General features: G+C 58.3%; 12 protein-coding genes. 9 read left to right on the top strand and 3 right to left on the bottom strand.

Annotated elements, in window-relative coordinates; translation table 11 throughout:
- Nucleotides 1-2: 2 nt before the first annotated feature.
- From AADW18_RS18110 to AADW18_RS18120, 3 genes are read right to left on the bottom strand one after another with little or no spacing between them, the layout of a single operon-like run.
- Complete coding sequence (locus tag AADW18_RS18110; RefSeq protein WP_337344802.1) at nt 3-665, bottom strand: MotA/TolQ/ExbB proton channel family protein; 663 nt, start codon at nt 663-665, stop codon at nt 3-5.
- 2 nt (nt 666-667) lie between these two features.
- Nucleotides 668-3,055, bottom strand: a complete 2,388-nt coding sequence (locus AADW18_RS18115; RefSeq protein WP_337344803.1) for a DNA internalization-related competence protein ComEC/Rec2 — start codon at nt 3,053-3,055, stop codon at nt 668-670.
- A 1-nt stretch (nt 3,056) separates the two neighbouring features.
- Entirely contained in the window at nt 3,057-4,064 is a 1,008-nt protein-coding gene (locus tag AADW18_RS18120) for an integron integrase (protein WP_337344804.1), read from the bottom strand.
- A gap of 1,066 nt (nt 4,065-5,130) precedes the next feature.
- Between AADW18_RS18120 and AADW18_RS18125 the strand changes: the two genes are divergently transcribed.
- The 9 genes from AADW18_RS18125 to AADW18_RS18165 all read left to right on the top strand — a co-directional run bounded on the left by AADW18_RS18125 (nt 5,131) and on the right by AADW18_RS18165 (nt 13,945).
- Entirely contained in the window at nt 5,131-5,544 is a 414-nt protein-coding gene (locus tag AADW18_RS18125) for a hypothetical protein (protein WP_337344805.1), read from the top strand.
- 2,463 nt (nt 5,545-8,007) lie between these two features.
- Complete coding sequence (locus AADW18_RS18130; RefSeq protein ID WP_337344806.1) at nt 8,008-8,304, top strand: hypothetical protein; 297 nt, start codon at nt 8,008-8,010, stop codon at nt 8,302-8,304.
- A 747-nt stretch (nt 8,305-9,051) separates the two neighbouring features.
- Nucleotides 9,052-9,342 (top strand): hypothetical protein, encoded by a 291-nt coding sequence (locus AADW18_RS18135; RefSeq protein ID WP_337344807.1) that lies wholly within the window; start codon nt 9,052-9,054, stop codon nt 9,340-9,342.
- A gap of 345 nt (nt 9,343-9,687) precedes the next feature.
- Nucleotides 9,688-10,101: a hypothetical protein gene (locus AADW18_RS18140; RefSeq protein ID WP_337344808.1), complete on the top strand. Its 414-nt coding sequence runs from the start codon at nt 9,688-9,690 to the stop codon at nt 10,099-10,101.
- A 578-nt stretch (nt 10,102-10,679) separates the two neighbouring features.
- A complete protein-coding gene (locus AADW18_RS18145; protein WP_337344809.1) occupies nt 10,680-11,027 on the top strand; it encodes a hypothetical protein in 348 nt (115 codons plus the stop codon).
- A gap of 173 nt (nt 11,028-11,200) precedes the next feature.
- Complete coding sequence (locus AADW18_RS18150; protein WP_337344810.1) at nt 11,201-11,560, top strand: hypothetical protein; 360 nt, start codon at nt 11,201-11,203, stop codon at nt 11,558-11,560.
- A 222-nt stretch (nt 11,561-11,782) separates the two neighbouring features.
- Nucleotides 11,783-12,157 (top strand): NUDIX domain-containing protein, encoded by a 375-nt coding sequence (locus AADW18_RS18155; protein WP_337344995.1) that lies wholly within the window; start codon nt 11,783-11,785, stop codon nt 12,155-12,157.
- A 95-nt stretch (nt 12,158-12,252) separates the two neighbouring features.
- A complete protein-coding gene (locus AADW18_RS18160; RefSeq protein ID WP_337344811.1) occupies nt 12,253-12,765 on the top strand; it encodes a hypothetical protein in 513 nt (170 codons plus the stop codon).
- Nucleotides 12,766-13,672: 907 nt separating this feature from the next.
- Nucleotides 13,673-13,945: a DUF2277 domain-containing protein gene (locus AADW18_RS18165; protein ID WP_337344812.1), complete on the top strand. Its 273-nt coding sequence runs from the start codon at nt 13,673-13,675 to the stop codon at nt 13,943-13,945.
- Nucleotides 13,946-13,996 lie beyond the last annotated feature (51 nt).

Raw genomic sequence — 13,996 nt, forward strand, 5'->3', positions numbered from 1 at the left:
ACTCAGGCGCCGGCCGAGACGGTGGCGGATGCGGTGGCAGCGGGGCGCACGACCGGGCGCGGATGCCGCGCTTCCAATGCGTCCAGAAGTGCGGTCGCTTCCTTTTCCATCTCAATCACATAGCTCGCCACGCGGCCACGGAAATAGCGATGGAACATCAGCGCCGGGATCGCCACGATCATGCCGGTGGCGGCGCAAACCAGCGCCTTGCCGATGCCGCCCGCCAACTGATTCACGTCGCCCACGCCACTGTCCAGGATGCCCAGGAACATCTGGATCATGCCCACTACCGTGCCCAGCAAGCCGAGCAGCGGACCGGCCGAAGCGATGCTGCCCAGGCTGTTAAGGAACTTCTCCATCCGGTGGACGATATGCCGGCCGGTGTCTTCGATGCGTTCGCGTATCTGTTCGCGAGGGCGATGGCGTACATCCAGCGCGGCGGCCAGCAATTCGCCCAGCGGTGAAGTGCGCCGCAGCGATTCGATATGAGCCTGTTCCAGCTGGCCGCGCACGGCCCAGGTGCGGACTTCCTGCCCCAGACCCGGCGGCAGTACTTCCTTGCGGCGCAGCGTCCAGAACCGCTCCACCACGATGGCCAGGGCCAGCACCGCCAGCAGCAGCAGCGGAATCATCGGCCAACCACCGGCCTTGACCAATTCCAGCACGTTCAGTCCTCCGGCACATCGGGCCGCTCGTTCGAAGACCGATAGGATAGCCCAGCTGCCTGCGAGCGCCGCACCGGGTCCCATAAACGCGCCCGGGAGTGACGCCGTTCACGGACGACCGGCCCTCCTTCTTCCAGCCAGACCCGCAGCGCGCCGCCGGTTTCGGTACTCAGGACTTCCGCGCCCGCGTGTTGCCATCGCGCCACGATCTGCGGCTTGGGATGCCCGAAACGATTGCGGTAACCGTTGGCCACCAATACCAACCGGGCTCCGGTTGCGGCGACGAATGCTGGATCTGAGGAGCCTGCGCTGCCGTGATGCGGGGCCAGCACCACATCCGCACGGACGGCCGCCGGATCACGCCGCACCAGTTCCCGCTCGATGACTTCGCCAATATCCCCGGTCAGCAGTGCTGCGCCGTGCACTGTCTCGACCCTCAGCACGCAGCTGGCTTCATTGCCCAGGTAGGGAAAATGCAGCGTGGGATGAAGGACATGAAATCGCACCCCGTCCCATTCCCACGACTGGCCGCTGCGGCACGGTCTATCCACATCGACCGGTGCGCCTTCCGGCGCCAGTGATAGTTCTACTGGTACGGCGCGCCGAACGGCCTCCACCCCGCCGGCGTGATCGTTATCGTGATGACTGATGATCACCCGGTCCAAGCGCGCGACGCCCAGCGCACGCAGCGCCGGCACCACCGCCCGTTCGCCAGCATCGAACCCATCCTCCACCGCCGGTCCGGCGTCGTAGAGCAGCGCGTGATGACGGGTCCTGACCAGGACCGACAACCCCTGCCCCACATCGATGACCACCAGTTCCGCTTCACCTTGTGCCGGTAGTTCACGGTCCGGCCAGAGCATGGGCAGCCATAGCAACAGCGCCAGCGGCTTTCCCGGTACACCCCGCGGCAACAGCAGCCAGAAGGCGCCGAGCAAAGCCAATGGCAATGCCACGGCGTGCGGCTCCGGCAACCACCACAGCGCAAATCGACTTTGCGCCAAACGTACAAACCCTGGCCAGGTCAGGTCGAAACATCCGGCAGCCAACCGCCATATCCAACCGCCCCACCCTGTATGCACCGCTTCCAACGCAGTGCCGATCAGCGACATCGGCACCACCACCAAGCTCCACCAGGGAATAGCGACCAAATTGGCAAGCGGTCCCACCAGCGACGCCTGCCCGAACAACGCCACCGTCAGCGGCAACAGCCCCAGCGTGGCCACGCCCTGTGCAGAAAGGAACCCTTTCGCCCAATGCTGCGATTGGGGGAGACACCAAGCCAGCCAGGCGACGCCAGCAAAGCTGAGCCAGAAGCCCGCCGCCAAAATCGCCAACGGGTCGAACACCAGCACCGCCAATGCCGCCAGCGCCAGCGAATCGGCGACCCGCACCGGCCGGCGCGACAATCTTGCCAGCACCACGACCGCGATCATGAGCGCTGTCCGCACCGTCGGTAGCGCGAAGCCCGCCACCACCGCGTAACCCATGGCTCCCACCATGGCCGCTACCCCTGCCGCCTGCGGCCGTGGAATCCGGCGCGCCCACGTAGGAAAACATCGCCAGACGCCCGAAACGAACAAGGCGAAGAAGCCGGCCACCAGACCGACGTGGAAACCGGATATGGCGATCAGATGCGTCAAGCCGACAGCGCGCAGGATTTCCCAATCTTCGTTCTGCAGCGCAGTGGTATCTCCCAGTGCGAGCGCACGGACATAGCGAGCAGATTCGGAGGGGACACTCGCCTGGATGCGCGCCGACATGGCTTCTCGCCAGGCGTCGATGCCGCTGGGTGGACCGATCCTTTCAGCAAAGAATGGCTCACGCACATAACCCGTGGCGCTGACGCGTTGCACCAGCGCATGGCGTTCGCTATCAAACCCGCCAGGGTTGCTGAGACCACGCGGTGCACGCACCTGCACCATCAATCGCCAGCGTGCGCCCGCCTGAAGTTGTTTGCGCGGCCCGACAGCGGTGGCACCGTAGTCGTCGTACCAGGCCAACTGCACCCGCTGACCCCGCAGCGGGGCAGGCTGCGCCGGAGTGTCGTCCACAAGAAAAAGAAAACGGGTACGCCGCGCTTGTGCTTGGGGGAGGTCGATCACCTGCCCTTCTATTTTCAGGTCCCGCTTTTCGCAGTCTTGCGGCAGTTGTGCCGAAAGCACGAACGCCGCGTGCAAGGTCGCCCAACCAAAACCCACCAAGAGAGGACCCACCAGGCGCAAGCGAAGCCCACGCCACCACAATCCAACGCCAAGCAATAGACACACCGCAGCCAAAGGCCAAGGCAACAATTGCGGAAGCAGCAAACATCCTATTGCACCCAACAGCATCAAGGCTGCAGCGGCAAGTCCGAACCTTGGAGATGCTTCGTTCTTTTTGACGGTCATGTCAGCGGTCTAGCGGACTCAACACACCGCCTGCCCCGCGATTCAGTACATGGGTATAGATCTGGGTGGTAGTCACGTCCTTATGGCCCAGCAGCTCCTGCACAGTGCGTATGTCGTAACCGGCTTCCAGCAGATGCGTCGCGAAGCAATGCCGAAGCGTATGCGGACTGACGGGCTTGATCAGGCCGATATGCAGCGCAGCCGTCCTGACCGCACGTTGCAATACCTTCTCATCGATGTGGTGCCGTTTCTCGCCCCCATCCAAGGGATCGACGCTACGGCGCGACGCGAAGAACACATACTGCCAACCCAACTCCCGCGCCGCATTCGGATACTTGCGGGCCAACGCATGCGGAAGCGCCACTTCACCGAAACCAGCTTCCAGATCGCGTTGGTGCGACGCCTTTGCGTCTGCGATATGACGCGCGATATGTTCCCGCAGACTGGCCGGCAACACTGTCCTGCGGTCCTTGCCGCCCTTGCCGTCCCGCACAGTCAATTCGCCGCGCGCTATATCGACGTCCTTGATCCGCAGCCGCACACACTCCATCAACCGAAGGCCACTGCCGTAAAGAAGACTTGCCATCAGCCATTCCCGGCCAATCATGCCGCGAAGCAGCGCCACTACCTCCGCTTTGCTCAATACCACCCGCAGACGCCGAGGCTGCTTGGCGCGGACGACATTCTCCATCCACGGGAGATCGATCCCCAACACCTCCCGATACAGAAACAGAAGCGCGGCAAGCGCCTGATTTTGAGTGCTGGCTGCCACCCGCTCCTGCACCGCCAACCGAGTGAGGAACCGTTCCACATGCACCGCGCCGAGCAAACGCGGATGCGTCTTCCCGTTGGCATGAATGTAGCGGCGAATCCAGCTGAGATACGCCTTCTCCGTTCGCAAACTGTAGTGCTTCAACCGCAAACGACCACGAACCTCGTCCATCAAACGCAGAGGCCGACCCACCGCACTCGCTCCATTTATCGGGGTGCCACTGCCGCGATATTCCATAGCGGGGTCTCCTTGCCCTCCAAAGCCAGAAATCTAGCGCTAGGCAAAACTCCCGCATATCAGCCCAACCCGCTGATACTCGTAAGAAAATTCCTGTTGACTGCCCCGCTCACCCCACAACAGACTGCGTGCATTGCCCCACTTTGGGGTCGAATAGTAGTTGGGCGGTCAGGAGCATGAGGTTTCGGCTCACCGCAACCGGGCGGACTTCGGGTCATCCAACATCTTGGTTCCTCGGCAGTTCCCTGTTGTCGTTGCACCTGGCTTTCATTGATCTGCCGCCTGGTGGCGCTCACGCATCGTCGGCTTTGCTTCGGTCAGTTCTGGTGCGCAAGATCATGGGTGATGGATGCGAGCCTCCCCGCTTGCGCACTCACGGGCTTCGGACCGTGGGACACTTTGCGGAGGCCGCGCCCGGGCATATTGGTTTTCGGGCGGGACAAGCGGCTTCGGCCGGTCGTCGGTTGCGCTTCGCTTCCAAGGGCCGAAATTTCTGGTAGTTTGCCGCCCAACAAATCATTCAAGCCGAACCCGCTTCGCGGGTCGGCTTAATTCAGGCGTTAGGCCTCACATGAAGCAACTATGTCTCTTTCTGGTACTTATTGTCGCGGCCACGTCGGGATGCTCCCCTGCCGTAGATGGCCGTGAGTCGCCTGGAGACAAGTATGAGTGGTCAATACTCCAGTCACGTGAGTACCACGCGCGCCAAAGCTTAGTCGCAACCCCTGGGTTCACTAGCGCTGAAGGTTACGTGCTTCTGGTTCTTCCTAGCAGCGACGGATCCAAGAACATCTGGATCATGCTCTCCCCCAAGAGCCCACCCTTCTACAAGCAGTTACCCCAAGGCAGCTACACCATATCTCGTAGCCTTATGGACGCAATTTCTCGCCAAGGCATAGCATCATCCACAGTACAAGAGGTTCTTGCTTCGCATGTCGCGGAGTGAGGCCTAACAATTCATTCAAGCCGAACCCGCTTCGCGGGTCGGCTTAATTCAGGCGTTAGGCACCACATGGGGCTACTCCATTACTTTGATACTGACGACGGTTCGCTCCCGGAGATCACTGTGACGTTCGCTGATCCGTCGCGGGTGATTCGGGCGTTCGAGCACTTGTTTGCTTGTGGCGCCCGTAACGTATCCGTTGGTGGTGGCAACCTATGGCTGACGGCCTCGCAATCCGAGAAGTCATTCTCAGGCGCCGGTGACGCGACACTTGTGATTTCCGGTGCGGCTGACTCGTTTCATGTGGTTCTTGCTGGTGTAACTTGCTCGGGTTCCTCAATTCCGGATTTGGGTGTCTTCGTTGACCCCGATAGCCTTACGCTCGACTACCGGATGGGCTCGTCCTGGGGAGAGCCCGAGATCCAATCTCTGCTCGCTCTCTTGCGGCAATTGATGGACCTTGGTGGCGTGGTGACAATTCCGTGGTGGGGTGCCGACGGAGAGCGCACTTTCTTGGGCGCACTAGGTGGTGCCTAACAATTCATTCATGCCGAACCCGCTTCGCGGGTCGGCTTAATTCAGGCGTTAGGCGGCACGGAGGGCTTATGGCAGGCGTTGACAATCAACTTCGCAGCGATTTCCTATCGGCGATGGGTGTCGAGTTCTGTTCACGCGTTTCGCCGTCTGTCCCCGCCGGTGAGGTTGATCCTCACGAGTGCTGCGAGGTGATTTGGCTGGTTCTTGGCAATGACGTTACGCCCAGTGATCTGGCTGACCTGTCGGAACTAAAGCTAGCAGCCCTAGCGCAAGAGTTCGGTAACTATTTTGAGTGCGTTCCGCCCGGTATTTCACAAGTCAAGGCGGCTGTTGATATCACCCTATTTCGGTGGCCCGCCGGATCACTCGGCGAGCCGCCTAACAATTCATTCAAGCCGAACCCGCTTCGCGGGTCGGCTTAATTCAGGCGTTGGGCGGTCAGGAGCACATGAGGTTTCGGCCCACCGCAACCGGGCTGACTTCGGGTCATCCCACATGCTGGTTCCTGGGCAATTCGCTATTGTCGCTGCACGTGGCTTTCATTGACTTGCCGCATGGTGGCGCTCACGCATCGTAGGCTTTTGCTTCGGTTAGTTCGGGTGCGCAAGATCATGGGTGAGGGACGCGAGCCTCCCCGCTTGCGCACTCACGGGCTTCGGACCGTGGGACACTTTGCGGAGGCCGCGCCCGGGCATATTGGTTTTCGGGCGGGACAAGCGGCTTCGGCCGGTCGTCGGTTGCGCTTCGCTTCCAAGGGCCGAAATTTCTGGTAGTTTGCCGCCCAACAAATCATTCAAGCCGAACCCGCTTCGCGGGTCGGCTTAATTCAGGCGTTAGGCGCCTACTGAGGGTTCATGAAGTACGGCTGCAAAAGCAAGAACGATGTCTTGCTCCGGCTCAACTATATGGTTATCCACGCTCCTGATTTCCCACCAGAGGGTGGCATGACGCTGTCGCTTGCATTTGACACCGTTGAGCACCGCCTATCTCGGATTGAATCGGAGGATGCCCGTCCGGCCGTAGTAGCGCTTATTGCCCGGCTACGAGCCGTGCTCAGAGACGCTCAGACCAAGTTTGACGCTGGAGAGATTGTTCCTGCCTGTCATCTCCTTCAGGATGCGGAAGATTTGCTACGTCCCGTCCGCGTTAAGGCCGCCGTTGCGTGAGTGCGGCGCCTAACAATTCATTGAAGCCGAACCCGCTTCGCGGGTCGGCTTAATTCAGGCGTTAGGCCGCTGGAGAAAGCTCCGTGCGATTTGTTGGGACCGTAACTTGTGCACTTCTTGCGGCTGCTTTTGGCGCGATCGGTTCGTTGTACTTGTCCATGTGGCTGGGCGGACTTTTCTCAGCCTACGAGCCAGGCAGCTATCTCGGTCTAGTCTTGGCGGTCATTGCAGTTCCCATCAGCGGGCTCTCTGCCGGTTGGGTCGCGGCTGTTGTTGTATGGCAGGCACTGGCTCGCAAATCGCAGCCATCGGCCTAACAATTCATTCAAGCCGAACCCACATCGGGGCGGCGTCTAAGTGCACGCCTTCGGCTATATTCGCACCCAGTCGCCGCCCCGCTGCGGGTCGGCTTAATTCAGGCGTTAGGCCCTCGCAGAAATATGATTATTGATCCGAAAAACCGTGCCGTGATGCTGGTATATGCCATTACGCTCCCGCCGGTTGGTGGAGTATTTTTGTGGCTCAGCCGTTGGGATACGGGCAGCGTTGAGCTTTGGCTCGGACTTCTTTCTTTGGTTGCTGGGCTCTTCGCTTGGCTGTGCGCGCGTCGCCTTCGTGGGCGCTGACCCATATGGTTCTATAACGCGAGGACAATGCAGGGCTTCGGTCCACACGACGGGGCCTAACAATTCATTCAAGCCGAGCCCACATCAGGGCGGCGCCTAAATGCGCGCCTTCGGCTATATTTGCACTCAGTCGCCGCCCAGCTGCGGGCCGGCTTAATTCAGGCGTTAGGCCGCTCCATGCATTCCATAAGACTGATATTTTCTTGTTCGATCTTGCTTTTGGTCGCAGCGTGCGCTGCCAAGTCAACGAGCTCTCCATACCCGCCCGAATGTGACATTTCATCCTTACGCTCCAGTGACTATCCGCATGACACGTGGTGCAACATCAAGCACGCGGCACTGCGCTGCAGCACCAAGTCCGATAAGTGTCTTGTTCAGTGTGAGCAACGCAGAGGTGCAAAGGGCATCGGCGGCGGCTGTTCCCACATCTGCGACCCGGGTGTATATACGCAAGAGGATGTAGTTAGTAATGGCGGTGAGTTCACTCCTCCCGGCTCAATTGAATGCGCCAATGAAGACGCGCCCTAACAATTCATTCAAGCCGAGCCCACATCAGGGCGGCGCTTAAGTGCACGCCTTCGGCTATATTTGCATCCAGTCGCCGCCCTGCTGCGGGTCGGCTTAACTCAGGCGTTGGGCCCAAGACCGGACTTCTTCGCAAGGCTCAAGCCATGTTTACTCGCACACTACTCATCGTCTTGTTGCTGCTAACAAACGGTGTGGCTGCAGCAAAGCCAAGCACTGAGCTTACAGCCGCGGTGCATCTGGCTGAGGCGTATATCGCGGAGCACAAGATTCTAAACGGCAACCGCTACCTTGCCAGCGTTGCCTGGCATGAGGACATGGCGCATCCCGAGAAGAGCTACTGGTCAATCATGTGGGTTCCAAACGAGCTAGCGTTTGATGCTCAGCTGGTTGTCTGGGTGTTTGCCGATGGCACTATCAAGCATCAAGACTCTTGGGCCTAACAATTCATTCAAGCCGAACCCGCCCCACGGCTTCGCTTGAGCCAATGGTTGCTGATACGCTTCCAACATTGCACCGGCCTGATGGCGGGTCGGCTTAATTCAGGCGTTAGGCCCATTTCGTGATCTTCCAACTACACCCAAAAGACAATGGCTCGTACATGGTGGGCTCGTGCGACCGCATCAATGAGGCGAGCGGAGTGCCCACTTGCGCCACTTGTGGCTATCGCACTGTCCCCGACTTCACCAGCTCAGCATTCCGCCTGCCCAAACAGCGCTTTGATGTGTCTTGTTGCTATGACGGGGCAATAATCGTCAGTGATCGCTTTCGGATCCTGTATCACTCCCTTGGCGGCTCCAACATGATTTTTGCCAGCCTTCCCGCCACGGCAGGCTTCTTCCATCTCAAGTGCAGCAATCCGATCTCTTTGAACTACACGGCCATGGGCACGAGGCGTTCACGGCCATGCCGAGGTTGTGACCGCTACCTGGACGTAGTCGGGTATACCCACGTTGCGCTGGAGCCGAGCGCAGACTTGCTGGACAACGAGCTGGCATTCTCAGATTGGTACTTTGGTTCTAACAATGAGGCCAGCCCCCTTATGCTGTGCGGGCATGGCTTTGCATCGGCTATGCAGTCATCCGGCCTCACCGGGGTTGATTCGTTTACTCCAGTCGGGGCCTAACAATTCATTCAAGCCGAACCCACACCAGAGCGGCGCCAAAGCACGCCTTCGGCTATATTGGCACTTGGTCGTCGCCCTGCTGCGGGTCGGCTTAATTCAGGCGTTAGGTGCGATGAAATCCACGACATCAAAAGCAGAAAAGGTAGCGCTTTCCAGCCTGTTTCTGATCCTGTTTGGTTTTTCTGCCGTATTTGAGTATTCCAAGTACCAGCATGGACATGGCTTGTTCTTTTACTTGGCCGGTCCCGACACAACATGGATATCCAAAGCCATCCTCTTAGCTCCTGTGCTTGGAGTAATGGGTTGGTGTTTGTATATGCTCCTAAGAGATAGAGATGACAAAGACAGCATCTAATAGGTAGTTAGGCCGCCGGACGAACTCATGCGCAACCTGAAGAAAGTGTTTGTCGTAGCGTTCTCGATTGGGTGGCTCGCGCCCATGTGGCTAGCTACGTGGCTATTCGTAGACTTCTGGCAAGTCGAGGGCTGGCCACGCTTACTTGGGCAACAACCCGGAAACTCGTTTGAGTGGTTCCGGCCCACCAAGGGCTGCCTCAACCTAGGCTTTGCTTGGCTGACAGCTGTGATCGCATACTGGTCATGGGTCGGTGCATCAGCCATCGCGCGTGGGCGGACGGCCTAACAATTCATTCAAGCCGAACCCGCTTCGCGGGTCGGCTTAATTCAGGCGTTAGGCCCCATGAGACAGTTCTTCGCAATTGGATTGCTGGCTTCTGTTCTTATGAGCTGTGCCTCTGCGCGACTTGGGGATGAGAAAGTTCCAACAGCGGAGCAGCTCGTTGGCTCTTATGCCATGGGCTGGGGTGGCATCTGCTACGAGGTGCATTTGCGTGCCGATCAGTCGTACAGCGGTATGGACTGTGCTGGCGGCCATTTCGGCCCGACTGATGGTCCTGACCGCCACTTCTCAGGCCAATGGACCCTCCAGGGAAAAGTGCTCTCATTCTCAAGCGTGAGCCCGACCGGAAAGCCGGACCTCAGCCCTGCAGAGGTATTCTTCTACAAAGGCAGCCCAGCGTTCGTGGAGCTTGAGTTCGTGGACAAAGAGAAGGTCGCACCCATGTTTCTGTTCACTCGGCAGAACACGGAATGAGGCCTAATAAATCATTCAAGCCGAACCCGCTTCGCGGGTCGGCTTAATTCAGGCGTTAGGCCGCATGAGACGCATCATCGCAATTGGGACTCTTCTTGCGCTTTCCGGTTGCGCACTCGACACCGTCACTAGTCGATATGCAACGCTTGAAGAGGCCAGAGCCGACAGGCTCTTTGAGCGCGGCTGGTTACCCGAAGTGTTGCCTCCTTCTACGACCAAGATTCGTACCGAGAATCAGCTAGACCTCAACCTGTCCGAGGGAGAGTTCTCCTTTGAGCCATCCGAGGCCAGCGTTTTGTTCAACAAGCTGTCTGAGGGAGCCCCTCCAGCTAGTCGTTTAGATGGCTGGGAGGAAACGGCTAGCTCGTACACCCGCCGTGGGTACTCCGCATGGTCTTACAGTGGCGAGGACTCCACTTGGGCCTTCTTCTGCCAGGCGCCGAAGAGGTACTGCAAATACACCATGTGGCTCAGGTAGGATGCGGCCTAACAATTCATTCAAGCCGAGCCCGCATCGTTATGGCCACGAGCGGACAGATGATCGGAGCGGGCCGGCTTAATTCAGGCGTTAGGTGGCCATGGAAGAACTCAGCACCTTTGAGCGTGAGGCTGTCGCAACAATCGCGCTCACTGATCCTCAACGAGAGATTGTCTTGGCCCAACTCGCCAAGACTATGTGCGTATCGCGCGACTACACGGGCGTTGGCCTCTACACTGAGCTTCAGGTAGATCCATCCGCGCCAAAGCTAGATGAGGCCCGGTGGAAAATCGAGGGAATGCCAGAAAGCCATGCTGAGCATCCCGAGCTTCCGGCCGGTGCCGGCCTCATCTTGTGGATCAAGGACGGCTACATTAACTGTCTTGAGTCATATACATATGACGGTAGCTGGCCCCAGGACGAGTCACTGTTCCGGCTGGCCACCTAACAATTCATTCAAGCCGAACCCACATCAGGGCGGCGCCTAAATGCCCGCCTTCGGCTATATTCGCACCCAATCGCCGCCCGGCTGCGGGTCGGCTTACTTCAGGGCGTCGGCCGCAACTAGAGGCCACCGCCTCATGAAGAGTCAACCAAGTGCCCTCGCCTCTAGGAGTAACGATGAGCGAAGCAACCTTATACGCAATTGATTCTACCCAGGTCACGAATTCGGCGACCGCGGCGGAGTTCGTAGAGCAGTGGGTAGGTAGTAACGAGGGGCCGACCGCGGGCATTGCCTCGTTTTTTGGGCACCTTCTGCAAGTTTGGCCGGAGGATGGTTCAAAGGGCGCTGTTTGGTACGAAGATTTCACGCACAACAGGCCGGCCGGAGCCGTCCTAGAGATGACGTTCGAACTCAGTGAGTTCGACGAAAATCGGTTGGAGCATCTAAGGGCAATCGCCGAGCAACACGGAGTTCATGTGTTCGATCCGGAAGGTGAGGTCCTCTACCTTGCTGACGGGAGTGAGTCAGGTGCCTAGGCAGAGATTGAACGAGGCGCACTACCTCAGTGAAGCGTCTCATGATGCGGGCTCGGCCGAACCACCTGGCATGCCGCCTAACCATTCATTCAAGCCGAATCCGCTCCGTAGGTCGGTTTAACTCAAGCGTTAGAGCACACTATCGACATCATCGGACCAATCGAGAATGAGCGGGGGGAGCGTCTCATATCTGTCAAAGAGATTGACGAGGCCACCGCTATGATGTTTCCCATCACTTTCTCACTGGTCATTGCGCGTAGTGACGCTGGCTACCTGCTCGTGCGCAACAAGACGAAGGGCGTTTGGGAGCTGCCCGGTGGGTTCATTGACGCAGGGGAGTCACCCAGGCTGTGCGCGGCGCGGGAGCTTGAGGAGGAGTCTGGGCAGAGTGTGGCCAGCCTACGTTGGTGTGCGGTGTTGGAGCTCACCGGCGCTACAACCGGTACAAGTTACGGCGCTTTGTACCGTGGAGACATTGCCACGTCCGCCCCTTTCACAGGAAATGCAGAGATAGACGCTATTGGCTTTTGGCCGGAATCTGAATTGCCGGAGGATACTTCAAACATAGACAGAGCGCTAGTTGCTTTCTTTGCGTAGGCAGTGCGCTCTGACAAATCATCAAACCGAACCCGCTTCGTGGGTCGGTTTAGTTCATGCGTTAGCCCTTTGTGGGAAGCCCCTCGGAGATTCGAATGAGATCAGCAGTTCTTATAGCTGGCCTGCTCACTGCAAGCACAGTACTGGCCCAAGCACCCGATAGCCATGCCCCTATGACATCCTCCGAAGCGGTACGTCTGATCCAATTGTTGGAGCAGGCCCCACTTGCAGAAAGTGCGAGGAAAGTCCGGGCAGATCTCATCGATTGGGCAGCAGAAACGAACGATGTAACGATCACCATATGTGACGTCCTTGGCCCCATTCCTAACTCTACCGTGCCTTACGGCCCTGAACTGCTGGTGCAAGCCATGTTTGGAAACGGCGCATTCCAAATCCAGCACCCCAAAAGCAAAGGCAACGAATACAAAGCCCAACTAGCCGGCATAGAAAGCATGTTGCGAGCTTACGAGAGGATTATCAAGGCAGACCCAACCGCACGCATCCCCCAGTACGACGAGTGGCTTGGGGACCTCAAAGCAGGTCGTCTAGAGGCCAAGATCGCGCCGAGCATTCAAGGGAAATGTGTAGATGCTCCGGCCGAGGCCTAACAATCCATTCAAGCCGAACCTGCTTAGCGGGCCGGCTTAACTCAGACGCTAGGCCGCTCACGATGCACCGTCTCTACCCGATAGCAGATGACTTTGAGGCGATCATCCGGATTCTCTCGGAATCAGAGGGTGGCCGGAAGACCTCGCCCTTCAACGGCATACGCTGGGATTTCTCCTACGCTTCGGACAACGTCTCCGACCAGCTGTACATGATCTGGCCCGACTTTTTCGGTCCTGACGGAGACAGCTTGTCGACAGATTTTCCGCTGCCCTTAAGCATAGAGCTTCCTGCGCGAATGACCGTAGTCGTTGATGAGATGCGAGAGCAAACCCACCGCGCTCGCATCAAGCCTGGAGTAGAATTCTATTGCCACGAGGGGCCCAAGAGGGTGGCAGTTGGCCGTGTTACACGTATCACCGGGCTGCACGATGCACGCGCAAGTGCGACCTAACAATTCCTTCAACCCGAAGCCTCTTCACGGTTCGGCTTACTTCGGGCGTTAGGCGAGTTTTATGTACCACGCTCACTCATGGAAACAATCAGACAATGTCTCGCTCTGGTACTACACAGAGAACGAGCGCAATTATCCGGGCTGGCATCTCACCGCATTACTCGCAATCCAAACGGGCCGGCGCCCAGACCTTTTGTGAACCCACGACTTTCCCTTATGGTGAGCGTCAATATACGGCTAAAGATCTTGGCGGCCATGTCTGGACGTTCTCTCAGTCCATCGTTGATGTTGATCCAAGCAGTTGGGGCGGTACCCTCATTGAGCACGCAGCCTAATAATGCCCTTGACGGGTGGCGACCGGGTGTTTTTCCGCTACGCTAGGATCCACTCACCACCCCGCCAGGGGTTCGGTTTAACTCAGGCAGTAGACGGCAATCGAGTCCGTGGAGGTATTAATGTGTAGAAACATCAAGACGCTATACAACTTCGACCCGCCTGCTACGGACGACGAGATTCGAGCTTCCGCATTGCAGTTCGTTCGTAAGTTGAGTGGGTTTAATACCCCGTCTAAAGTGAATGAAGCGGCTTTCAATCAAGCCGTCGAGCAAGTCACTGAAGCCGCAACCATACTTATCAACTCGCTATTCACCTTGAGCCCTCCCAAAGACCGCGAGACCGAGCGCGCCAAGCTTGTAGTTTCTTCGGAAAAGCGATTTGGCCGGTCGTGAGCAAGAGAGAGCTGACTAATAATTCATTCAAGCCGAACCTGCTCCGCGGGT

Origin of the sequence: Pseudoxanthomonas sp. CCNWLY206-1, assembly GCF_039710385.1 — a bacterium.
Classification (GTDB): domain Bacteria; phylum Pseudomonadota; class Gammaproteobacteria; order Xanthomonadales; family Xanthomonadaceae; genus Pseudoxanthomonas_A.